Origin of the sequence: Sphingobium sp. B11D3B (assembly GCF_025961735.1) — a bacterium.
GTDB lineage: Bacteria > Pseudomonadota > Alphaproteobacteria > Sphingomonadales > Sphingomonadaceae > Sphingobium.
The window spans coordinates 3,183,752-3,205,249 of the sequence record NZ_JAOQOF010000001.1 but is presented as its reverse complement, the minus strand read 5'-3'; the positions used below and the strand labels follow the sequence as shown (position 1 = coordinate 3,205,249).

The 21,498-nt window shown below is 64.5% G+C and carries 32 protein-coding genes; 8 read left to right on the top strand and 24 right to left on the bottom strand.

Annotated elements, in window-relative coordinates; genetic code table 11:
- Nucleotides 1-71: 71 nt before the first annotated feature.
- The 24 genes from rpmD to rpsL all read right to left on the bottom strand — a co-directional run bounded on the left by rpmD (nt 72) and on the right by rpsL (nt 13,975).
- Nucleotides 72-251, bottom strand: a complete 180-nt coding sequence (gene rpmD, locus M2333_RS14905; RefSeq protein ID WP_181561266.1) for a 50S ribosomal protein L30 — start codon at nt 249-251, stop codon at nt 72-74.
- Nucleotides 252-256: 5 nt separating this feature from the next.
- On the bottom strand, nt 257-1,000 hold the full coding sequence (gene rpsE, locus M2333_RS14900; protein WP_264572349.1) for a 30S ribosomal protein S5: 744 nt from the start codon (nt 998-1,000) through the stop codon (nt 257-259).
- A gap of 2 nt (nt 1,001-1,002) precedes the next feature.
- Complete coding sequence (rplR, locus tag M2333_RS14895; protein WP_181561265.1) at nt 1,003-1,356, bottom strand: 50S ribosomal protein L18; 354 nt, start codon at nt 1,354-1,356, stop codon at nt 1,003-1,005.
- A gap of 3 nt (nt 1,357-1,359) precedes the next feature.
- A complete protein-coding gene (rplF, locus tag M2333_RS14890) occupies nt 1,360-1,893 on the bottom strand; it encodes a 50S ribosomal protein L6 (RefSeq protein ID WP_181561264.1) in 534 nt (177 codons plus the stop codon).
- Entirely contained in the window at nt 1,893-2,288 is a 396-nt protein-coding gene (gene rpsH / locus M2333_RS14885; RefSeq protein WP_181561263.1) for a 30S ribosomal protein S8, read from the bottom strand. Before rpsH ends, rplF begins: the two co-directional genes overlap by 1 nt.
- A gap of 10 nt (nt 2,289-2,298) precedes the next feature.
- Nucleotides 2,299-2,604: a 30S ribosomal protein S14 gene (gene rpsN / locus M2333_RS14880; protein WP_181561262.1), complete on the bottom strand. Its 306-nt coding sequence runs from the start codon at nt 2,602-2,604 to the stop codon at nt 2,299-2,301.
- Nucleotides 2,605-2,645: 41 nt separating this feature from the next.
- The gene (gene rplE, locus M2333_RS14875) at nt 2,646-3,221 is read right to left on the bottom strand and encodes a 50S ribosomal protein L5 (RefSeq protein WP_181561261.1); all 576 of its coding nucleotides are present in this window, start codon (nt 3,219-3,221) and stop codon (nt 2,646-2,648) included.
- The gene (gene rplX, locus M2333_RS14870; protein ID WP_181561260.1) at nt 3,221-3,529 is read right to left on the bottom strand and encodes a 50S ribosomal protein L24; all 309 of its coding nucleotides are present in this window, start codon (nt 3,527-3,529) and stop codon (nt 3,221-3,223) included. The genes rplE and rplX overlap by 1 nt, the downstream gene beginning before the upstream one ends.
- Nucleotides 3,529-3,897: a 50S ribosomal protein L14 gene (rplN, locus tag M2333_RS14865; protein ID WP_014077869.1), complete on the bottom strand. Its 369-nt coding sequence runs from the start codon at nt 3,895-3,897 to the stop codon at nt 3,529-3,531. The genes rplX and rplN overlap by 1 nt, the downstream gene beginning before the upstream one ends.
- 81 nt (nt 3,898-3,978) lie before the next feature.
- Nucleotides 3,979-4,257, bottom strand: coding sequence for a 30S ribosomal protein S17 (rpsQ, locus tag M2333_RS14860; RefSeq protein WP_181561259.1), 279 nt, complete (start codon nt 4,255-4,257; stop codon nt 3,979-3,981).
- 15 nt (nt 4,258-4,272) lie between these two features.
- Nucleotides 4,273-4,476, bottom strand: a complete 204-nt coding sequence (rpmC, locus tag M2333_RS14855; RefSeq protein WP_181561258.1) for a 50S ribosomal protein L29 — start codon at nt 4,474-4,476, stop codon at nt 4,273-4,275.
- A gap of 5 nt (nt 4,477-4,481) precedes the next feature.
- Nucleotides 4,482-4,913, bottom strand: a complete 432-nt coding sequence (rplP, locus tag M2333_RS14850) for a 50S ribosomal protein L16 (RefSeq protein WP_264612274.1) — start codon at nt 4,911-4,913, stop codon at nt 4,482-4,484.
- A gap of 24 nt (nt 4,914-4,937) precedes the next feature.
- Nucleotides 4,938-5,633, bottom strand: coding sequence for a 30S ribosomal protein S3 (rpsC, locus tag M2333_RS14845; RefSeq protein ID WP_181561256.1), 696 nt, complete (start codon nt 5,631-5,633; stop codon nt 4,938-4,940).
- A gap of 3 nt (nt 5,634-5,636) precedes the next feature.
- Entirely contained in the window at nt 5,637-6,020 is a 384-nt protein-coding gene (gene rplV / locus M2333_RS14840) for a 50S ribosomal protein L22 (RefSeq protein ID WP_181561255.1), read from the bottom strand.
- A complete protein-coding gene (rpsS, locus tag M2333_RS14835) occupies nt 6,020-6,298 on the bottom strand; it encodes a 30S ribosomal protein S19 (protein WP_181561254.1) in 279 nt (92 codons plus the stop codon). The genes rplV and rpsS overlap by 1 nt, the downstream gene beginning before the upstream one ends.
- Before the next feature lie 3 nt (nt 6,299-6,301).
- Entirely contained in the window at nt 6,302-7,138 is an 837-nt protein-coding gene (rplB, locus tag M2333_RS14830; RefSeq protein ID WP_181561253.1) for a 50S ribosomal protein L2, read from the bottom strand.
- 14 nt (nt 7,139-7,152) lie between these two features.
- Nucleotides 7,153-7,467 carry a 50S ribosomal protein L23 gene (locus tag M2333_RS14825; protein WP_181561252.1) on the bottom strand — a complete coding sequence of 105 codons (315 nt, stop codon included), beginning with the start codon at nt 7,465-7,467 and terminating at the stop codon, nt 7,153-7,155.
- Nucleotides 7,460-8,086 carry a 50S ribosomal protein L4 gene (gene rplD / locus M2333_RS14820; RefSeq protein ID WP_181561251.1) on the bottom strand — a complete coding sequence of 209 codons (627 nt, stop codon included), beginning with the start codon at nt 8,084-8,086 and terminating at the stop codon, nt 7,460-7,462. The genes M2333_RS14825 and rplD overlap by 8 nt, the downstream gene beginning before the upstream one ends.
- A 3-nt stretch (nt 8,087-8,089) precedes the next feature.
- The gene (rplC, locus tag M2333_RS14815; RefSeq protein ID WP_181561250.1) at nt 8,090-8,848 is read right to left on the bottom strand and encodes a 50S ribosomal protein L3; all 759 of its coding nucleotides are present in this window, start codon (nt 8,846-8,848) and stop codon (nt 8,090-8,092) included.
- 236 nt (nt 8,849-9,084) lie between these two features.
- Nucleotides 9,085-9,396, bottom strand: coding sequence for a 30S ribosomal protein S10 (gene rpsJ / locus M2333_RS14810; RefSeq protein WP_014077880.1), 312 nt, complete (start codon nt 9,394-9,396; stop codon nt 9,085-9,087).
- 144 nt (nt 9,397-9,540) lie between these two features.
- Nucleotides 9,541-10,731, bottom strand: coding sequence for an elongation factor Tu (gene tuf / locus M2333_RS14805; protein WP_181561249.1), 1,191 nt, complete (start codon nt 10,729-10,731; stop codon nt 9,541-9,543).
- 106 nt (nt 10,732-10,837) lie between these two features.
- Entirely contained in the window at nt 10,838-12,931 is a 2,094-nt protein-coding gene (fusA, locus tag M2333_RS14800; protein WP_264571786.1) for an elongation factor G, read from the bottom strand.
- A 183-nt stretch (nt 12,932-13,114) separates the two neighbouring features.
- Complete coding sequence (gene rpsG / locus M2333_RS14795) at nt 13,115-13,585, bottom strand: 30S ribosomal protein S7 (protein WP_181561247.1); 471 nt, start codon at nt 13,583-13,585, stop codon at nt 13,115-13,117.
- Between the two features lie 18 nt (nt 13,586-13,603).
- Complete coding sequence (rpsL, locus tag M2333_RS14790; protein WP_181561246.1) at nt 13,604-13,975, bottom strand: 30S ribosomal protein S12; 372 nt, start codon at nt 13,973-13,975, stop codon at nt 13,604-13,606.
- Nucleotides 13,976-14,361: 386 nt separating this feature from the next.
- On the opposite strand from rpsL, the gene M2333_RS14785 reads away from it, so the two are divergent.
- The 8 genes from M2333_RS14785 to M2333_RS14750 all read left to right on the top strand — a co-directional run bounded on the left by M2333_RS14785 (nt 14,362) and on the right by M2333_RS14750 (nt 21,442).
- Nucleotides 14,362-14,886, top strand: a complete 525-nt coding sequence (locus tag M2333_RS14785) for a DUF1993 family protein (protein ID WP_264612273.1) — start codon at nt 14,362-14,364, stop codon at nt 14,884-14,886.
- 89 nt (nt 14,887-14,975) lie between these two features.
- Complete coding sequence (locus M2333_RS14780) at nt 14,976-15,707, top strand: class I SAM-dependent methyltransferase (protein WP_264612272.1); 732 nt, start codon at nt 14,976-14,978, stop codon at nt 15,705-15,707.
- A 48-nt stretch (nt 15,708-15,755) separates the two neighbouring features.
- Entirely contained in the window at nt 15,756-17,294 is a 1,539-nt protein-coding gene (ubiB, locus tag M2333_RS14775; RefSeq protein WP_264585919.1) for a 2-polyprenylphenol 6-hydroxylase, read from the top strand.
- A gap of 57 nt (nt 17,295-17,351) precedes the next feature.
- Nucleotides 17,352-18,605, top strand: coding sequence for a bifunctional phosphopantothenoylcysteine decarboxylase/phosphopantothenate--cysteine ligase CoaBC (gene coaBC / locus M2333_RS14770; protein WP_264612271.1), 1,254 nt, complete (start codon nt 17,352-17,354; stop codon nt 18,603-18,605).
- Entirely contained in the window at nt 18,586-19,044 is a 459-nt protein-coding gene (gene dut, locus M2333_RS14765; protein WP_264571781.1) for a dUTP diphosphatase, read from the top strand. The genes coaBC and dut overlap by 20 nt, the downstream gene beginning before the upstream one ends.
- A 15-nt stretch (nt 19,045-19,059) precedes the next feature.
- Entirely contained in the window at nt 19,060-19,818 is a 759-nt protein-coding gene (locus M2333_RS14760) for a HesA/MoeB/ThiF family protein (protein ID WP_264612270.1), read from the top strand.
- Nucleotides 19,815-20,189, top strand: a complete 375-nt coding sequence (locus M2333_RS14755; RefSeq protein ID WP_264612269.1) for a DsrE family protein — start codon at nt 19,815-19,817, stop codon at nt 20,187-20,189. Before M2333_RS14760 ends, M2333_RS14755 begins: the two co-directional genes overlap by 4 nt.
- Nucleotides 20,190-20,191: 2 nt before the next feature.
- Entirely contained in the window at nt 20,192-21,442 is a 1,251-nt protein-coding gene (locus M2333_RS14750; protein WP_264612268.1) for an MgtC/SapB family protein, read from the top strand.
- Nucleotides 21,443-21,498: the final 56 nt, after the last annotated feature.

Below are 21,498 nucleotides of genomic sequence, written 5' to 3'. Positions count from 1 at the left end.
CCACAAACGAAAACGGAGCGCGTAACCCTCAAGGCTACGCGCTCCGTTTTCAATGTCGGTCGTAAAAGGCTTCAGCCTTCGACGATCTGCACCATGTGCGGCAGCTTGCGGATCGCGCCGCGCACTTCCGGCGTGTCCTCGAGTTCGACGACACGGTTCATCTTGCCCAGGCCGAGGCCGATCAGGATCTTCTCCTGAGAGGCCGGACGGCGGATCGGGGACCCGATCTGCTTCAGCTTGATCTTCGCCATGTCAGTTACTCCGCAATCGCTTCGGCGTCAGCCGCAGCGACCTCGGCAGAGGCGCCACCGCGACGAAGCAGGTCAGCGACCTTCTTGCCGCGACGCTGAGCGACCGACTTGGGGCTGGTCTGCTCGGTGAGAGCCGCGAACGTCGCCCGGATCATGTTGTACGGGTTCGAGGTGCCGACCGACTTGGTCACCACGTCGGCCACGCCAAGGCTCTCGAACACGGCGCGCATCGGACCGCCGGCGATGATGCCGGTGCCTGCCGGCGCGGTACGAACGGTCACCTTGCCGGCGCCGAAGTGCCCGCGACCATCATGGTGCAGCGTGCGGCCTTCCTTGAGCGGAACGCGAACCATTGCCTTCTTGGCAGCGGCGGTCGCCTTGCTGATCGCCTCGGGAACCTCACGAGCCTTGCCATGGCCGAAGCCGGCACGGCCCTTGCCGTCACCCACGACCACGAGCGCCGCAAAGCCGAAGCGCTTGCCGCCCTTCACGGTCTTCGAGACGCGGTTGATGTGGACGAGCTTCTCGACGAATTCCTCGCCATTGTCGTCCTCACCGCCACGGCCGCGACGGTCGTCACGACGGCCACGGCCGCCACGATCCCGATCGCCACCGCTGCGGCCGCCACGGCCACGGCGCTGTTGCTGCTGCGGCTCGGCGGCCACACCCGTCACGTCCTGGGGCGTGGTCTCGGGCGCGAGAACAGCCTCGGGCTGATTGCCCTCACCGGTGGTGTTTTCGTCTGCCATCATCAGAACTCCAGTCCGCCTTCACGAGCGGCATCGGCCAGCGCTTTCACGCGACCATGAAAGAGGAAGCCACCACGATCGAACACGACCTTGGTAACGCCGGCCTTGGCAGCAGCCTCGGCCACGCGCTTGCCGACATCGGCTGCAGCCGATGAGGTGGCGCCGGTCTTGCCACGCACGTCCTTGTCCAGGGTCGACGCTGCGGCCAGGGTCTTGCCCTGCGTGTCGTCGATGACCTGCGCATAGATATGCCGGCCGGAACGGTGCACGGACAGACGGGGCTTGCCACCCGCCCGCGCCTTGATCGCGGTACGCACGCGCCGGGCGCGACGATCGAAGAGAGAGAGTTTCGCCATGGCTTACTTCTTCTTGCCTTCTTTGCGGAAGATAAACTCGCCGCGATACTTGATACCCTTGCCCTTATAGGGCTCCGGCTTGCGCCAGCGACGGATTTCCGCCGCGACCTGGCCGACCTGCTGCTTGTCGATCCCGCTGATTTCCACCGTGGTGTTATCGGGGGTCTTGATCTCGATGCCGGCCGGAACCGGGAAATCGACATCATGGCTGTAGCCGAGCTGCAGCTTCAGGTTCTTGCCCTGGGCCGTGGCACGATAGCCGACGCCGGTGATCTCGAGCACCTTGGTGTAACCCTCGGTCACGCCCGTGACGAGGTTCTGCACCAGCGTGCGCTGCATGCCCCAGAATGCTCGAGCCGCCTTGGTGGCGTTGGCCGGCTTGATCGAAATCGCACCGTCTTCCAGCTCATAGCTGATCTCGTCGCGCATCTGGAGCGCCAGCGTGCCCTTGGGGCCCTTCACGGAAAGCTGACCGTTCTCGATGGTGGCCGTCACCCCGCTGGGGATCGTGACCGGCTTTTTGCCGATGCGGCTCATCAGAACACCTCCGCCAGCACTTCGCCGCCGACATTCTGTGCGCGCGCTTCGGCATCCGAGAGCACGCCACGGGGCGTCGAGACGATGGTGATACCGAGGCCATTGCGCACCACCGGAAGCTCCTTGGAGCCCGAATAGACGCGACGGCCAGGCTTGGAAACGCGCGCGACGTGCTTGATCGCCGGCTCGCCTTCAAAATATTTCAGCTCGATGCGCAGGCCATCATGGCCAGCCACCTGCTCTTCGGAATAGCCGCGGATGTAACCCTCGCGCTGAAGCACGTCGAGCACACGCGCACGCAGCTTGGACGCGGGCGAAACCACGCTGTCCTTGCGGGCCCGCTGGCCGTTGCGGATGCGGGTGAGCAGGTCACCCAGGGGATCGGTCAGTGCCATCTCTTAATCCTTACCAGCTCGACTTGGTGACGCCGGGGATCAGGCCCTTGTTGGCCAGATCGCGCAGCTGAACACGGCAAAGCCGGAACTTGCGATAGTAAGCGCGGGGACGACCGGTCAGCTCGCAGCGGTTGCGTACCCGGGTCGGGTTGCCGTTGCGGGGGATCTCGGCCAGCTTGAGACGCGCGATCAGACGCTCGCTGTCATCAAGCGACGTGTCATTCGCCACTGCCTTGAGACGGGCATATTTGCCGGCGTACTTCTTCACCAGCTTCTTGCGCCGTTCGTTCTTGTTGATCGAACTCAGTTTCGCCATGGACTTAAGCTCTCTTCCTTAGAAATTGGATCCGGCCACGCTCACGCAGCCTCTTTTTCCGCCTCGGCGGGGAACGGGAAACCGAAAAGACGCAGCAGTTCGCGCGCTTCTTCGTCCGTGCGGGCCGTGGTGGTCACGATGATGTCCATGCCACGCACCTTGTCGACGCGGTCATAGCTGATCTCGGGGAAGATGATCTGCTCCTTGATGCCGAAGGCATAGTTGCCACGGCCGTCGAAGCTCTTCGGGTTGAGACCACGGAAGTCGCGGATGCGGGGCATCGCGATCGTCACGAGACGATCGAGAAACTCGTACATGCGCTCGCGACGCAGGGTCACCTTTGCACCGATGGGCATGCCTTCACGCAGCTTGAACTGCGCGATCGACTTCTTCGCCTTGGTGATGACCGGCTTCTGGCCGGCAATCAGTTCCATTTCCTCGGCGGCCTGGGTGACCTTCTTCTTGTCCTGGGTCGCCTCGCCCACGCCCATGTTGAGCGTGATCTTCTCGATCCGGGGGATTTCCATGTGGTTCTTGTAACCGAACTTCTCGCTCAGCGCCTTGACGATGGTCTCGTCATACAGCTTGCGCGAGCGCGGGATGTACTTGTCAGCCATCAGATGACCTCCCCGGTCTTGACCGCGACGCGGACCTTCTTGCCGTCACGGTCCTCGAAGCGGACGCGCGTGGCCTTGCCGTCGACAGCCAGTGCAACATTGGAAATGTGCAGCGGCGCCGGCTTGCGATCGATGCCGCCCTGCGGATTTGCCTGGTCGGGCTTGCGGTGACGGGCGTGGACGTTGATGCCGTCGACCAGCACCTTGTCATCCTTGGGCATCACCTGGAGGACGGAACCGGTACGGCCCTTGTCCTTGCCGGCGAGCACGACGACTGTGTCACCCTTCTTGATACGTGCAGCGCTCATCACAGCACCTCGGGAGCAAGCGAAATGATCTTCATGAAGTTCTTCGCGCGCAGCTCGCGGACCACGGGGCCAAAGATACGCGTGCCGATCGGCTCCGCATTCTTGTTGACCAGCACGGCCGCATTGCCGTCGAAGCGAATGACGCTGCCGTCGGGACGACGAACGTCCTTGGCGGTGCGCACGATCACGGCGCGGTGAACGTCACCCTTCTTCACGCGGCCACGGGGGGCGGCGTCCTTCACGGAGACGACGATGATGTCGCCAACGCTGGCAAAACGACGCTTCGAGCCGCCGAGCACCTTGATGCACTGGACGCGCTTGGCGCCGCTGTTGTCAGCGACATCAAGATTGGATTGCATCTGGATCATCGATCCGGTTCCTTCTCAATTGGCCTGCCGGGACACAGCCTGTGTCTGGCCCGGTGGTTCCGTTAAATCCTTGAGACCTGCTCAGGCTGCTGCGTCTGCAGCAACCTGCTCGGGAGACTTGTGGGTGTCGACCCGCGCGATGACCTTCCAGGTCTTCAGCTTCGAGATCGGCGCCGTCTCCTCGATACGGACGGTCTCACCCTCGTGATACTCGTTGGCATCGTCGTGGGCGTGATACTTCTTCGAGCGACGGATGATCTTGCCGTAGAGCGGGTGCTTCACCTTGCGCTCCACCTTGACGACGACCGTCTTGTCACCCTTGTCGGAAACCACCGTTCCCGTCAGCACGCGCTTGGGCATGGGCCTGTTTCCTTCTTACTTCGCGGACGAGCGCGAACGCTCGGCCTGGAGGGTTTTGATCCGCGCGATGTCGCGACGCACTTCGCGCACGCGGCTCGGCTTCTCAAGCTGGTTGGTCGCAGCCTGAAAGCGCAGGTTGAACTGCTCGCGCTTCAGCTCGCCCAGATCGGTCGAAAGCTGATCGTCGCTCTTCGCCTTGAGGTCAGAAATCTTGGTCATGACCATCATGCTCCCAGATGCGAGGTGTCGCCGAGACGCGCCACCACCTTCGTCTTGATCGGCAGCTTCATCGCTGCGCGGCTGAATGCTTCCGCAGCCAGCGGACCGGGCACGCCGTCCAGCTCGAACAGGATGCGGCCGGGCTTTACGCGCGCCGCCCAATATTCGATCGAACCCTTGCCCTTACCCTGACGGACTTCGGCAGGCTTCTTGGACACCGGCACGTCCGGGAAGACGCGAATCCAGAGACGGCCCTGACGACGGATGTGACGCGTGATCGCGCGGCGAGCCGCTTCGATCTGGCGCGCAGTGAGCCGCTCCGGTTCCAGAGCCTTGAGGCCGTAGGATCCGAAATTGAGGTCCGTTCCACCCTTGGCATCGCCCTTGATGCGACCCTTGAAGGTCTTGCGGAACTTGGTTTTCTTCGGCTGTAGCATGATGCTTTACCTTGCTCTCAATTCTCAGCGAGCCGGACGCACACCGGAGGTCTGAGCCTCCAGCATGAGACGGTCGGTCGCCATCGGATCGTGGCCGAGGATCTCGCCCTTGAAGATCCAGACCTTGATGCCGCAAACGCCATAGGCCGTGTGGGCCTCGGCTTCTGCATAATCGACGTTCGCACGCAGCGTGTGCAGCGGAACGCGACCTTCGCGATACCACTCGACACGGGCGATCTCCGCGCCGCCCAGACGGCCGCCGCAGGTGATCTTGATGCCCTCGGCGCCGAGACGCAGCGCGCTCTGCACGGCGCGCTTCATGGCGCGACGGAAAGCGATGCGACGCTCGAGCTGATCGGCAACGCCCTGGGCGACGAGCTTGGAGTCGATTTCCGGCTTGCGGATCTCGACGATGTTCAGGCTCACGTCGCTGGACGTCATCGCGCTCAGCTTCTTGCGCAGCTTCTCGATGTCCGCGCCCTTCTTGCCGATGATGACACCGGGACGGGCTGCATAGATCGACACGCGGCACAGCTTGGCCGGACGCTCGATGACCACCTTGGAGATCGCGGCCTGGGGCAGCGTCTTCATGACATACTTGCGGATCTTGAGATCCTCAAGCAGCAGGCGACCATAGTCCTGGCCTTCCGCGAACCAGCGGCTGTCCCAGGTGCGGTTGATCTGCAGGCGCAGACCGATGGGATTGCTCTTGTGACCCATGGATCAGGCCTCCTCTTCCGCAGCTTCACGCACGACGATGCGCACGCGGCTGAAGGGCTTCAGGATGCGGGTGGACTTGCCGCGACCACGCGCATGGAAGCGCTTCATGGTGAACGACTTGCCGACACTCGCCTCGGCGACGACGAGCGCGTCGACGTCGAGATTGTGGTTGTTCTCCGCATTGGCGACCGCGCTGGCGAGCACCTTGCGAACATCGACCGCCATCGCGCGCTTGGAGAAGGCGAGCACGTTCATCGCGTCCTCGACCTTGCGGCCACGGATGAGCGCGGCGACCAGGTTCAGCTTCTGGGCCGAACCGCGGATCTGCGTGCCGACGGCCAGCGCCTCATTGTCCGAGACGCGGCGGGGAGCTTTTGCCTTGCCCATCAGCGCTTGCCCTTCTTGTCAGCGGCGTGGCCGGGGAAGTAGCGCGTCGGCGCGAATTCACCCAGCTTGTGACCGACCATGTCTTCGTTCACCGAAACGGGAACGTGCTTGCGACCATTGTAGACGTTGAACGTCAGGCCAACGAACTGCGGCAGGATGGTGGAGCGGCGCGACCAGGTCTTGATCGGACCGCCACGGCCGTTGTTCTCCTGCGCGGTTTCTGCCTTCTTGAGCAGATGCAGGTCCACGAAGGGACCCTTCCAGACGGAGCGAGCCATCGCTTACCTCTTCTTCTTGGCGTGACGCGACCGGATGATCATCTTGTCGGTCGACTTGTTGTGACGGGTACGAGCACCCTTAGTGGGCTTGCCCCACGGGGTAACCGGATGACGGCCGCCCGAGGTCCGACCTTCACCACCGCCGTGCGGGTGGTCGACCGGGTTCTTGGCGACACCGCGGGTGAGCGGACGACGGCCGAGCCAGCGGCTGCGGCCGGCCTTGGCGAGGTTCTGGTTCTGGTTGTCGGGGTTCGACACCGCACCGATGGTCGCCATGCAGTCCGAGCGGATGTAGCGCTGCTCACCCGAGCCGAGACGGACGATGACCATGCCGCGATCGCGACCGACGAGCTGGGCATAGGTGCCCGCGCTGCGTGCGATCTGAGCGCCCTTGCCCGGCTTCATCTCGATGTTGTGGATGATCGTGCCGACCGGCATCTGACCCAGTTCCATCGCGTTGCCCGGCTTCACGTCGGTCTTCTTGCCTGCGATCACCTTATCGCCGACAGCCAGACGCTGCGGGGCGATGATGTAGGCCTGCTCGCCATCGGCATAGCTGACCAGCGCAATGAACGCCGTACGGTTGGGGTCATATTCCAGACGCTCCACCGTGCCTTCGACGTCCCACTTGCGACGCTTGAAGTCGATGATGCGATAGCGCTGCTTGTGACCGCCGGCGATACCGCGCGAAGTCACATGACCCTTGTTGTTGCGGCCACCGGTCTTGCGCTTGCCTTCGGTCAGCGCCTTGACGGGCTTTCCCTTGTGGAGGCCGGACCGGTCGACGAGGATCAGGCCGCGCTGGGCCGGGCTCGTCGGGTTATAATGCTTGAGTGCCATTGTTCAGTCCGCCCTCAAATGCCCGTGGTGATGTCGATCGACTGGCCTTCGGCCAGGGTCACGACAGCCTTCTTCACGTCCGAGCGCGTGTAGGGCTTGCCCTTCCAGCGCTTGGTCTTGCCCTTCTGGACGATCGTGTTGACCGACTTGACGCTGACATTGAACAGCGCCTCGACAGCGGCCTTGATCTCGGGCTTCGAAGCGTCACGCGCGACCTTGAACACAACCGCGTTGTGTTCGGAGACCAGCGTCGCCTTTTCGGTGATGTGCGGGGCGACAATCACGTCGTAATGACGCGTGGCCACCGCTGCTGCCTGCTTCTTAGCCATTGAAGCGCGCCTCCAGCTGCTCGACCGCGGCACGGGTCAGCACCAGGCTGTCCGCACGCAGGATATCGTAGACATTGGCACCGATGGCGGGGAGCACATTGACACCGACGAGATTGGACGAGGCCTTGGCGAAGGAGAGGTTGGTCGCCTCGCCGTCGATGAACAGCACCTTGCCGAGGTTGAGCTTGGCCAGCTGACCCGCCAGTTCCTTGGTCTTGCCGTCCTTGACGTCCAGATTGTCCAGAACCGTGAGCGAGCCGCCCTTGGCCTTGGCCGAAAGCGCCATCTTGAGGCCCAGTGCACGCACCTTCTTGTTGAGCGAGTGCCCGAAGGTACGGGCGCGCTGACCGTGCGCCTTACCACCACCGATGAAGATCGGGGCGCGGCGATCGCCGTGACGAGCCGTACCGCCGCCCTTCTGGCGACCGAACTTCTTGCCCGTGCGGGCAACGTCAGAACGCTCGCGCGTCGCCGAGGCCGGGGCACGGCGCTTTTCAAGCTGCCAGGTGACGACACGGTGCAGAATGTCCGCGCGCGGCTCGAGGCCGAACACTTCGTCATTCAGCTCGACATCGCCGGAGGCCTTGCCGCCGTCCAGAGTGAGAACCTTGATCTTCATGACTTAGCCCTCCTGGCCTTCAGTGGCCTCGGGCGCCGCGACGTCCTGCGCAGGCGTATCGGCCGGAGCCTCGGCGTTATTGTTCGCAGCCGACTTGATGCTGGCCGGGTACGGCACGTCAGCCGGACGATCGACCTTCACGGCGTCCTTGACGAGAAGCCAGGCGCCCTTCGAGCCGGGCACGCTGCCCTTCACGAACAGCAGGCCGCGCTCGACGTCCGTGCGGACGATCTCGAGGTTCTGCTGGGTGCGCTGACGGTCGCCCATGTGGCCGGCCATCTTCTTGTTCTTGAACACGCGGCCCGGATCCTGACGGTTACCCGTCGAACCATGGGCACGGTGGCTGATCGACACGCCGTGCGTGGCGCGCATACCGCCGAAGCCCCAGCGCTTCATGGCGCCGGCAAAGCCCTTGCCCTGCGTCTGACCCGTCACGTCGACGAGCTGACCAGCGATGAAGTGATCGGCAGCGATTTCCGCGCCGACATCGAGCAGGGCGTCCTCGGCCACGCGGAACTCGACGACCTGCGCCTTGGGTTCCACCTGAGCCTTGGCAAAGTGCTCGCGCTGCGGCTTGGCAACATTCTTCGCCTTCGCAACGCCGGCACCCAGCTGCACGGCTACATAGCCGTCCTTATCCATTTCGCGACGGGCAATGACCTGGTTGCCTTCGAGCGCCAGGACGGTGACGGGCACATGGCGGCCATCATCCTGGAACAGGCGGGTCATACCCACTTTCTTCGCGATCACGCCGGTACGCATGATCCAATCCTCCAATAGAGGCCCCTGCATGATGCGGGGGCTTATCCAACGAAAAAACCGCCAGGGCCCTAAGACCCAGGCAGCCAACCCGATTTTGCGATGCGTTCCCCCGTCCGGGCTGGATGCTTCCGGACCCTCGACAAACGAGGCGGAAACGACGGAGGACGCTGCCCGGCCGAAGCCGGCGGTATCCAAATGTCCTGCAAGGCGACCCGAAGGCCGCCCCGCTACGGCCATCAGGCCAGTTTGATCTCGACGTTCACGCCGGCAGCCAGATCGAGCTTCATCAGCGCATCGACGGTCTGCGGGGTCGGCTGCACGATATCAAGCATGCGCTTGTAGGTGCGGACCTCGAACTGTTCACGGCTCTTCTTATCGATGTGCGGCCCACGGTTGACCGTGAACTTCTCGATGCGGGTCGGCAGCGGAATGGGACCGCGAATGAGAGCACCCGTACGACGAGCGGTATCGGCGATGTCGCCGGTCGCCTGATCCAGCACGCGATGATCGAATGCCTTGAGACGAATACGGATATTCTGCGTTTCCATGTCCACTAACCGATGTGAAAGAGCCAAAACAAAACCGCTTCACCCTGATGGCCCCGGTGCCATTCTGGCACTCACGAGCCCGCGCGAAGCGGCGAAAAAAGCAGGCCGCTCGAATCACCTGATCCGAGCGGCTCGCTGCCTATATTACTTCGAGATCGTCGCGACAACCCCAGAACCGACCGTGCGGCCACCTTCGCGAATAGCGAAGCGGAGGCCCGGGTCCATCGCGATCGGCGCGATGAGCTTGACGGCCAGCTTCACGTTGTCGCCAGGCATGACCATCTCGGTGCCCTCGGGGAGGACGACCTCGCCGGTCACGTCCGTCGTGCGGAAGTAGAACTGCGGACGATAGTTGGCGAAGAACGGCGTGTGACGGCCACCTTCGTCCTTCGACAGCACATACACCTCGGCTTCGAACTCGGTGTGCGGCGTGACCGAACCCGGCTTGGCCAGAACCTGACCACGCTCGACTTCTTCACGGCCAACGCCACGGATCAGCGCGCCGATGTTGTCGCCGGCTTCACCCTGGTCGAGCAGCTTGCGGAACATTTCCACGCCGGTGACGGTCGTCTTCTTGGTGGGCTTGAGGCCGATGATCTCGACTTCCTCGCCAACCTTCACAACGCCGGTCTCGACGCGGCCGGTCACCACGGTGCCGCGACCCGAGATCGAGAACACGTCTTCGATCGGCATCAGGAACGGACGGTCAACCGGACGGGCCGGCTGCGGGATGTAGGCGTCGACGGCATCCATGAGCGCCTTGATCGAATCCTTGCCGATCGCGTCGTCACGGCCTTCGAGAGCGGCCAGAGCCGAACCCTTGACGATGGGGATGTCGTCGCCCGGGAAGTCGTAGCTGGAGAGCAGCTCGCGCACTTCCAGCTCGACGAGCTCGAGGAGCTCCTCGTCGTCGACCTGGTCGACCTTGTTCATGTACACGACGAGCGCCGGCACGCCGACCTGACGGGCGAGCAGGATGTGCTCGCGGGTCTGCGGCATCGGGCCGTCAGCAGCGTTCACCACGAGGATCGCGCCGTCCATCTGGGCGGCACCGGTGATCATGTTCTTCACATAGTCAGCGTGGCCCGGGCAGTCGACGTGCGCATAGTGACGGGCGCCAGTCTCATACTCGACGTGTGCGGTCGAGATCGTGATGCCGCGCTCGCGCTCCTCGGGAGCCTTGTCGATGTTGGCATAGTCCGTGAACGTGGCGCCACCGGTTTCGGCCAGCACCTTGGTGATGGCGGCGGTCAGCGTGGTCTTACCATGGTCGACGTGACCGATGGTGCCGATATTGCAGTGCGGCTTGTTCCGCTCGAATTTAGCCTTAGCCATTTCCTACCTCTTTTCGCTCAATAGCTTGGGTTCAACCGCTCGGGGAAGCCTCGCGAAGGCGCCCCCATAACAGCAAATTTACATAAATCCAGATGAAAGTGCCGGCTTAGGCCAGCTTCGCCTTCACCTCGTCCGCGACGTTCTGCGGCACCTCGTCATAGTGCGAGAACTGCATGGAGTAGTTTGCGCGGCCCTGGGTGAACGAGCGGAGCGAGTTCACATAGCCGAACATGTTGGCCAGCGGGACCATCGCCTCGACAACCTGCGCATTACCGCGGCTGTCGGTGCCCTGGATCTGGCCACGACGCGAGTTCATGTCGCCGATGACGTCACCCAGATATTCCTCAGGCGTCACCACCTCGACCTTCATCACCGGCTCGAGCAGCGTGATGCCGGCCTTCTGCGCGACTTCACGCATCGCACCGCGACCGGTGATTTCGAATGCCAGCGCCGACGAGTCGACGTCGTGATAGGCGCCGTCATACAGGTTGATCTCGAAGTCGATGATCGGGAAGCCGATGAGCGAGCCCGTGGCCGCCGTCTCGCGCATACCCTTCTCGATCGCCGGGATATATTCCTTGGGAATATTACCGCCCTTGATCTCGTCCTTGAAGATGATGCCCGCACCGCGCTCGCCCGGCGTGACCTTCACCTTGATGCGGCCGAACTGGCCGGTGCCGCCCGACTGCTTCTTGTGAGTGTAGTCGACGTCGACGGCCTTCTTGAGATACTCGCGATAGGCCACCTGCGGCGCACCGACGTTCGCCTCGACCTTGAACTCGCGCTTCATGCGGTCGACGAGAATTTCGAGGTGAAGCTCGCCCATGCCCTTGATGATCGTCTGGCCCGATTCGTGATCGGTCGAGACGCGGAACGACGGGTCCTCGGCAGCCAGACGATTGAGCGCAACGCCCATCTTCTCCTGGTCGGCCTTGGTCTTGGGCTCCACGGACAGCTCGATGACCGGCTCGGGGAATTCCATGCGCTCCAGGATGATCGGCTGACGCTCGGCGCACAGTGTGTCACCGGTCGTCGTTTCCTTCATGCCGGCCAGCGCGACGATATCGCCGGCATAAGCCGTATCGATGTCCTCACGGCTGTTCGCATGCATCAGGAGCATACGGCCGATCTTTTCCTTCTTGTCCTTTACGGAGTTCAGATAGGTGCCCTTGCTCAGCGTGCCGGAATAGACGCGCAGGAAGGTGAGCGAGCCGACGAACGGATCGTTCATGATCTTGAACGCGAGACCCGAGAACGGCGCCTCGTCGCTGGTCGCGCGGCTGTCCGGCTCTTCCGTGTCGGGGTTGATGCCCTGCACGTCCTCGATGTCCAGCGGGCTGGGCAGATAGTCGACGACCGCATCCAGCAGCGCCTGCACGCCCTTGTTCTTGAAGGCCGAGCCGCACAGCACCGGCACGAAGCTCTGGTTCAGCGTGCCCTTGCGGATCAGCTTCTTGAGCGTCGCGACGTCGGGCTCGTTACCCTCGAGATAGGCTTCCATCGCGGCATCGTCCTGCTCGACGGCCAGCTCAACCAGCTTCTCGCGATACTCGGCAGCCTTGTCGGCGAGGTCGGCCGGAATTTCTTCATAGAAGAATTCGGCGCCCAGATTCTCATCCTTCCAGATGATCGCGCGGTTGTTGACGAGATCGACGAGACCCTTGAAGTCCGATTCCGCGCCGATGGGCAGATACAGGACGGCCGGGGTCGCGCCCAGGCGATCGATGATCGTCTGCACGCAATAATAGAAATTGGCACCTGTACGGTCGAGCTTGTTGATGAAGCACATCCGAGGCACGCCGTACTTGTCAGCCTGACGCCACACCGTCTCCGACTGCGGCTCCACGCCGGCAACGCCGTCGAACGCGGCGACCGCGCCGTCGAGCACGCGCAGCGAACGCTCCACCTCAATGGTGAAGTCCACGTGGCCGGGGGTGTCGATGATGTTCAGGCGATGCTCGGGGCCCTTGCCCTCATCGGCTTTCCACAGGCAGGTCGTCGCAGCCGACGTGATCGTGATGCCGCGCTCCTGCTCCTGCTCCATCCAGTCCATCGTGGCGGCGCCGTCGTGCACTTCGCCAATCTTGTAGGACTTGCCGGTGTAATAGAGGATGCGCTCGGTCGTCGTAGTCTTGCCGGCGTCGATGTGCGCCATAATGCCGAAATTGCGGTAACGCTCGAGCGGGTGGCTGCGGGCCATGATCTTTACTCCATTGCCCGCGTGCGGCGGGGCTGCGGTCTGAAAGGTTCCTCTCCGTTCGGGTTGGCTCGGCGGGGACCCGTTTCTCCCCTCACGGAAGAACAGCCCTTCGACAGGCCCGAGCGAACGGTGATGCAGGAAGCCGGGACAGTCCTGTGACGGCCCCGGCATCCAATATAGTGCTTACCAGCGGTAATGCGAGAAGGCGCGGTTGGCTTCGGCCATCCGGTGCGTGTCTTCACGCTTCTTCACAGCATTTCCGCGGTTGTTCGCGGCATCCAGAAGCTCGCCGGAGAGGCGGGCCGCCATCGTGGTCTCGCTGCGGCTGCGCGCCGCATTGATGAGCCAGCGAATGGCCAGCGCCTGGGCGCGCTCGGGACGGACTTCCACCGGCACCTGATAGGTCGCACCACCAACACGGCGGCTGCGGACCTCGATGCCCGGCTTCACATTGTTGAGGGCGTCATGAAAGACCGAGATCGGATCCTTCTTGGCGCGGGTTTCAACGGTGGCCAGTGCGCCATAAACAATCTGCTCAGCGACAGCCTTCTTGCCGTCATACATGACGCTGTTCATGAACTTGGACAGAACCTGATCGCCATACTGGGGATCGGGCAGGATGACGCGCTTTTCGGGGCGACGACGACGTGACATATCTCTGTTCTCCCCTGCTTACTTCGGACGCTTCGCGCCGTACTTGGAACGGCTCTGCTTGCGGTCCTTGACGCCCTGGGTATCCAGAACGCCGCGAAGAACGTGATAGCGCACACCGGGAAGGTCGCGCACACGGCCGCCACGGATCAGCACGACGCTGTGCTCCTGGAGGTTGTGGCCTTCGCCCGGAATGTAGCTGATGACCTCACGGCTGTTGGTGAGGCGCACCTTGCAGACCTTGCGGAGAGCCGAGTTCGGCTTCTTCGGGGTCACGGTGTAGACACGGGTGCAGACGCCGCGCTTCTGCGGGTTCTGCTCCATCGCAGGGACCTTGCTCTTGGCCTTCTGCGGCTCGCGGCCCTTGCGGACCAGCTGGTTGATCGTTGGCATGAAGCCCTTCACCTTTTTTCAGTTACTCTGCCATCTGCATGTCCTGGGTCGGCCGATGGCCAGCCGGGGCTGACCTCCAAACGACAAGAGACCCGGCGGTCGGTAAAGACCCCCTGGCCCCGCAAGAGCATAGGCAATGTTCAAGCTCTGTATGACCCAGCGGACGAGCGACCGAATCCTAGTGAAAGCACAGGTTGCGGGCCGCGAGGCAGGCGGGCCTATACAGAGAGGCCGCCAACCGGTCAAGCACGGCTCACCCCAAGGGGCACGCGTGGCGGCGAGGCGTTTTGAAATGCCGCCTTGCCTCTTTCGGCCTGCGCGCGCACATCCCAATCACCCGGCCCAATCACCCCGGCCCAATACCCTGGCAGCAAAGGCGAGAGCTGATGACCCTGACCATGCACGCGATCACCGTTCCCCTCCTCGTCAACAGCTTGACCAACATGGAGAGGTGGCTCGCGCGCCCGGATGTGCGGGCTGCCGAGGCCGATCTGCTGGCCGCCCGGCTGATCGAGGACATGCGCCCGCTCACGGCGCAATATCAGATGGCGTCGGACAGCGCCAAGAATGGCATCGCCCGTCTCGCCGGCATCGAGCCGCCCGCCATGCCGGACACCGAGGCGAGCCTCGATGCCCTGCAGGAGCGGTGCGCAAAGACCATCGCCTTCGTCCAGAGCGTGACGCCCGCGCAACTGGAGGGCAGCGAGGACCGCGAGATCGTGCTGCGCTTCCCGAACGGTCAGGGATATCGGTTCCACGGGCGGGATTATGTCACCGGCTTCATGCTGCCCAACTTCCTGTTCCACGCGACGACGGCCTATGCGCTGCTGCGGGCACGTGGGATCGCGATCGGCAAGCCGGATTTCCTGGCGCATCTCGGCGCGCCGGTCCCGCTCGCCGACCCGGCATGAGCTGACAGCGGCCTATCCCGCGCGGCATCGGCCGCTCCGGCATGGTTCGCCCTTTGCGCGACCGACAGAGTCGGCTAGAGCCCGGCCCCATGAGCGAGACAGTGTCCTTTGGCTATCGTGAGGTAGCCCCCGAGGAAAAGACGAAGCTGGTCGGCGACGTCTTCTCCAATGTCGCCCGCAACTACGACATCATGAACGATGCGATGTCCGGCGGGATGCATCGGCTGTGGAAGGACCAGTTCGTCCGCCGCATAAAGCCGCGCAAGGACGAGGCGATTCTCGACATGGCGGGCGGCACCGGCGACATCGCCTTCCGCATGGCCAAGCATGGCGCGCGCGTGACGGTGAGCGACATCAACGAGGATATGCTCGCCGTGGGCATGACGCGGGCGCAGAAGCGCGGCATCGAGGGGCTGGTCTGGCAGCCGCAAAATGCCGAGCAGCTGATCTTCGGCGATCGCAGCTTCGATGCCTACACCATCGCGTTCGGCATCCGTAATGTGACTGACATCCCGGCGGCGCTGCGGGAAGCACATCGCGTGCTCAAATATGGCGGCCGCTTCTTCTGCCTGGAGTTTTCCAGCACCACCTGGCCCGGTTTCGGCGATGTGTATGACGCCTATTCGCACAAGCTGGTGCCCAAGCTGGGCAAGATGATCGCAGGGGATGCGGAGAGCTATCGCTATCTCATCGAATCCATCCGTCGCTTCCCGGACATGCCGAAGTTCAAGGGCATGATCGAGGAGGCGGGCTTCGTGCAGGCGAAGGCCGAGCCGATCATGGGCGGCCTCGTCGCCATTCATTCTGGATGGAAGATATGATTCGCCAGCGCAGCAGCGCCATGGTGCGTTTCGCAAGGCGATAAGGTCATGACAGCCCACATCACCCATCTCTGGCGCCTGCTCTCATGGGGACGGACCCTCGCCCGGCATGGCGCGCTGCGCGGTATCGAGCGGGATGGCAATACGCCCGCGCCGGTCCGCCGCCTCGCACGGCTGGCACGGCTCGGCGCGCGCGTGCCCAAGGAGCCGCGCTATGCGGAGGCGTTTCAAGCCATTGGCCCGGCCGCGATCAAGCTCGGCCAGTCGCTGGCGACGCGCCCCGATCTGGTCGGTGAGGATGCCGCCCGCGATCTGCTGTCGCTGCAGGACGCGCTGCCGCCCATGCCCTTCTCCGCGATTCGCGCCGAGATCGAAGCCAGCTTCGGGCGACCGCTCGAATCGATCTACGCCAGCGTCGATGAGCAGGCCGTCGGCGCGGCGTCCATCGCGCAGGTGCATCGTGCCGTGACGACGGACGGCCGCGCGGTCGCCATCAAGGTGCTGCGCCCGGGCATTCGCGAGCGATTCAACCGCGACATCGACACTTATGAATGGGCGGCGGCGCATCTGGAGCAACTGGGCGGCGAGGCCTCGCGCCTCCGACCGCGTCTGGTTGTGGCCAATCTCAAACGCTGGACAGCGCGCGAGCTGGATCTGCGGCGCGAGGCGGCCTCTGCCTCCGAACTGGCCGAGGCCATGTCCGCCGTGCCGCGCTATCGCATCCCGCAGATCGACTGGGATCGCACCAACGGCCGGGTGATGACTCTCGAATGGATCGACGGCATCAAGATCAGCGACCGAGCGGCGCTGGTCGCTGCCGGGCATGATCTGAGCGATCTGGCCGCGCGACTGGTCAACACCTTCCTGCGGCAGGCCATCGCCGACGGCTTTTTCCATGCCGACATGCACCAGGGCAATCTCTTCGTGCAGGCCGATGGCACCATCGTTGCCATCGACTTCGGCATCATGGGGCGGATCGACCGGCGCGCGCGGCTGTGGCTGGCCGAGATCCTTTATGGTCTTATCACCGGCAACTATCGCCGCGTGGCGGAAATCCATTTCGAGGCGCAATATGTGCCGGCCCACCACAATGTCGCCGAGTTCGCGACCGCCCTGCGTGCCGTCGGCGAACCGATGCGCGGCAAGCCGGTCAGCGAGCTGTCCGTGGGCCAGATGCTGGATGGCCTGTTCGCCATCACCCGCGATTTCGATATGCAGACGCAGCCCCATCTGCTGCTGCTGCAAAAGACGATGGTCATGGTCGAAGGCGTGGCGACCATGCTCGACCCGACGATCAACATGTGGGACGTTTCCGGCCCCTATGTGAAGAGCTGGCTGCGCGACGAACTCGGCCCCGAAGCCAAGCTCGCCGATTCGATCCACGAAACGGTGGACACGATCCGCCGCCTGCCCGGCCTCGTCCGGCGGCTGGAGGAAGCCTATCCCGAGCCGGGTGGCGCCCCGCCCCCGCCGCCCTTGCCGGCGGTGAAGCTGGTGCAGGTGAAGGTCGGCTGGTTCTGGCGCTATGCGGGCGTGGCAATTCTCGCTGCGGCGGCCGGCGCGGGTGCCATGGCGCTCCTTGGCTGACATCCCGCCCCTGCCGATCCGCTAGCCGGACCGGCGCCCAGCCGCTATGGAACCATCATGACCCAGCGGATCCTCCTCATCGTCTCCGGCGGGATCGCCGCCTACAAGGCGCTGGAACTGGTGCGCCTGCTCAAGGGCAAGGGCCTTGCCGTGCGCGCCGTGCTGACCGACGCCGCCACCAAATTCGTGACGCCGCTCTCCTTCGGCGTGCTCACCGAGGATCATGTCTATGGTGACATGTTCGACCTCAAGGAGGAGCGCGAGATCGGCCATATCCAGCTCAGCCGCGAGGCAGACCTGATCGTCGTCGCGCCGGCAACCGCCAACATCCTCGCCAAGATGGCATCGGGCATCGCTGACGATCTCGCCGCAACCGTGCTGCTCGCCACCGACAAGCCGGTGCTCGCCGTACCCGCAATGAATGTGCGGATGTGGGACCACAAGGCCACCCAGCGAAACCTCGACACGCTGCGCGGCGATGGCATCCATGTGATGGAGCCTGACGTCGGCGCCATGGCCTGCAACGAGTGGGGCAAGGGTCGCCTGCCCGAGCCGGCCGCCATCGTGCAGGAAATCGAGCGGCTGCTGGCAGAGGCGCCGTCACCGGCCGCGCTGCTGACCGACACCAGCCGAACGATCCATGCGCCCGATCTCAGCCACGCCAATCTGCTTGGCCGCCATGTGCTGGTGACCGCCGGGCCGACACACGAACCGATCGACCCCGTGCGCTACATCGCCAACCGGTCGTCCGGGCAGCAGGGCTTTGCGATTGCCGCCGCCGCCGCCCAGGCCGGTGCGCGCGTCACGCTCGTCGCAGGGCCGGTCAGCCTGCCCACGCCGCGTGGCGTCACCCGGGTGGACGTGCAGACCGCGCGGGAGATGCAGGCCGCCGTGGAGGGAGCCTTGCCAGCCGATATTGCCATATTGGTCGCAGCAGTGGCCGATTGGCGCGCCGCCGACGAGGCCGGCCAGAAGATCAAGAAGGATGGCTCGGGCGCGCCTGCCCCGCTCGCGCTGGCCGAGAATCCGGACATTCTCGCCACACTGGCGCGGCACATCCAGCGGCCCGCCTTGCTCGTCGGCTTCGCGGCCGAGACGGAAACTGTCGTCGACCACGCCATCGCCAAGCGCCAGCGCAAGGGCGCGGACTGGATCGTCGCCAATGACGTGTCAGGCGATGTCATGGGCGGATCGCATAACAGCGTCCATCTGGTCACGGCGCAGGGCGTCGAAGACTGGCCGGACATGCCCAAAGGCCTTGTCGCCACGCGGCTGATTGAAAGGATTTCCGATGAACTGGCCGCTCGTTGACATTGCGGTGAAGCGCCTGCCCCATGGCGAAGACCTGCCATTGCCCAGCTACGCCACCGCCGGCGCAGCCGGCATGGACGTGGTCTCCGCCGAGGATGTGATGCTGCCGAGCATGGCCCGCCATGCGGTGGCCACCGGTCTCGCGCTTGCTATTCCCGAGGGGTTCGAGGTGCAGGTGCGCCCCCGGTCCGGGCTGGCGCTCAAGCATGGAATCACGCTGCCGAACACGCCTGGCACGATCGACAGCGATTATCGCGGCGAATTGAAGGTGATCCTGGTCAACCTTGGCGAGGATGATTTCGAGATCAAGCGCGGCGACAGGATCGCCCAGTTGATCGTGGCGCCGGTGCAGATCGCGCGCATGGTCGAGGTCGCGACGCTCGATGATACGGCGCGCGGTGCGGGCGGTTTCGGTTCCACCGGCGTCCGCACGGTCTGACGCACAGCCGCACTGATGGACTTCACCGACGATCAGCTTGAGCGATATGCCCGCCACATCGTGCTGCGCGAGATCGGCGGCGCGGGGCAGGCACGGCTGGCCGGAGCGCATGTCGCGATCATCGGCGCGGGGGGCATCGGGTGCCCGGCCATCGCTTATCTGGCTGCGGCCGGCATCGGCACCCTGCGCATCATCGACCATGATACGGTGAGCCTCTCCAACCTGCAGCGGCAAATCCTGTTCGCCAGCGACGACATCGGTCGCCCGAAGGCGGAAGCCGCGCGGGACGCCGTGCGCCGCCTCAACCCGGATTGTCATGCCATTCCGATCAACACCGCGCTGGATGCCGACAATACCGCGACGCTGCTGCGCGATGCCGACATCATTCTGGATGGCTGCGACAATTTCGAGACGCGCCTCGCCGTGTCTGACGCTGCGACGCGTCTGCGCATTCCGCTGGTGAGCGCCGCCGTCGGCCAGTTCGAGGGGCAGATCGGTGTCTGGCGGGGATGGGAGGACGGCCAGCCCTGCTATCGCTGCCTGGTCGGGGAAACCCGCACCGACCCCGCCCGCACCTGCGCCGAGGAAGGCATTGTCGGGGCGCTGACCGGCATCATTGGCTCGATGGCGGCGCTGGAGGTCATCCGCGCCCTCGTGCCCTTCGGTGAAGCGGCGACCGGCAAGCTCATTGTCTTTGATCTGCTGGCCCGTCGCCTGCGGACCATGGCCATTCCGCCGGACCCGGCCTGCAAGGCCGCGCTGGCCTGCGCATGAGCGCGCGGCCGCCTCTCGCTCTCGTCGTCGTCAGCGCCGATCCGGCCCGATTGCGCGCGGCCCTGTCGCTCGCGCGGGCGGAGGTCGCTCTGGGAAGTGCGGCCCGCGTCTTCCTGCAAGGCGAGGCGGCTGCCCTGTTGCACACCCCGATCGGCGCCCCGCAGGACACCGCCTGGGCTGCAGCCGGGGAGCCGACGCTCGCGCAATTGCTGGATGATGCGCTGGATGAAGGCGTGGCGATCAGCCTCTGCCAGAGCGGCCTCGCCATGGCGGGCGTGGCGGCGGACGGCCTCGACTCCCGTATCGAGATCACTGGCCCCATTGCCTTTCTCGCGGCGGCTGGGCCGGACATCCGCCTGCTGACGCTCTGACCATGAGCCTGGCTCTGTCTCCATCGCTGCTCGGGCTTCTCGCTGCTCTCGCCGCCGGCCTTCTGATCGGCCTCGAACGAGGCTGGACTCAGCGCGACAAGCAGGCCGGGCAACGGGTGGCGGGGTTCCGCACCTTCGGCCTGATCGGCTTTGCCGGGGGCCTGTCTGCGCTCCTGCCGGAGATGATCGCCGCGATCATGGCGCTTGGCGTGGTCGGCGCGCTGCTCATTGGTTTCGGTCAGGCGATTCGCGACGACCAGCTTTCCGCCACCACGATTGTCGCGGCGCTCCTGACCTTCGCCATTGGCTATGCCGCAGTGGCGCTCTCGCCAGCCATCGCTCTGGCGGCGGCGGGCGCGGCCTTCGTGTTGCTGAGCGCCCGCCACTCGATGCACACCCTGCTGCGCGGGCTGACGGAAGGCGAGATTGAGGGCGTTGCCCGCTTCGCGCTGGTCGCCCTCGTCGTCCTGCCGCTGCTGCCCGATGCCAATTATGGCCCCTACGATGCCTGGAACCCCCGCCAGATCTGGATGGTGGTGGTGCTGGTCGCCGGGCTCTCCTTCGCTGGCTATGTCGTCGCGCGCCGGTTCGGCAGCAGCCGGGGCGTATTGATGATGGCGCTGACCGGCGCCATCGTCTCGTCCACGGCGGTGACGGCCTGGTTCGCCCGCCGCCTGCGCACCGAGCCGGAATTACGCGGCGTGCTGACCGCTGGCATCGCCATCGCCACCATCGTCATGTTCGTGCGCGTGCAGGTGTTGACTGCCATCCTCGTGCCCCGCGCCCTGCCCACGCTCGCGCTGGTGCTGGCGCCGGCGCTGGTCGTCTCTGCCATCATGGCCCTGCTCGCCTGGCGCCGCGACGATTCGCCGGATGGGGCACCGGTGAAGCTCGGCAATCCCTTTGATTTTGGCCCGGCGCTGATGCTGGCGGGCTTCGTCGCGGTCTTCTCGCTGGTCGCGCGCTGGGCGCTGGATGTCTGGGGCGACGAAGGCATCGCGGTTGTCATCGGCCTCACCGGCTTCATGGATGTGGACGCGGCGGTGCTCACCCTTGCCGGCCTGCCCGCACAAACGCTCGACAATGCCACGGCGGGCTTCATCCTCGCCGCGCCGGTCTTCGCCAATACCGCCGTCAAAGGCGTGATGGCGCTCGTGCTGGCCGGGGGACGCAATGGCATCGTCGCATCCGCTCCGCTCTTTGCGTCCCTGCTCGCCTCGCTGGCGGGCGCTGCTCTGTTCTGGCTGAGCTGAGCGCGGCGCACCTGCAACGGCGCGGCAACCGATGCCACCAGCGGACGCGCGGGGGC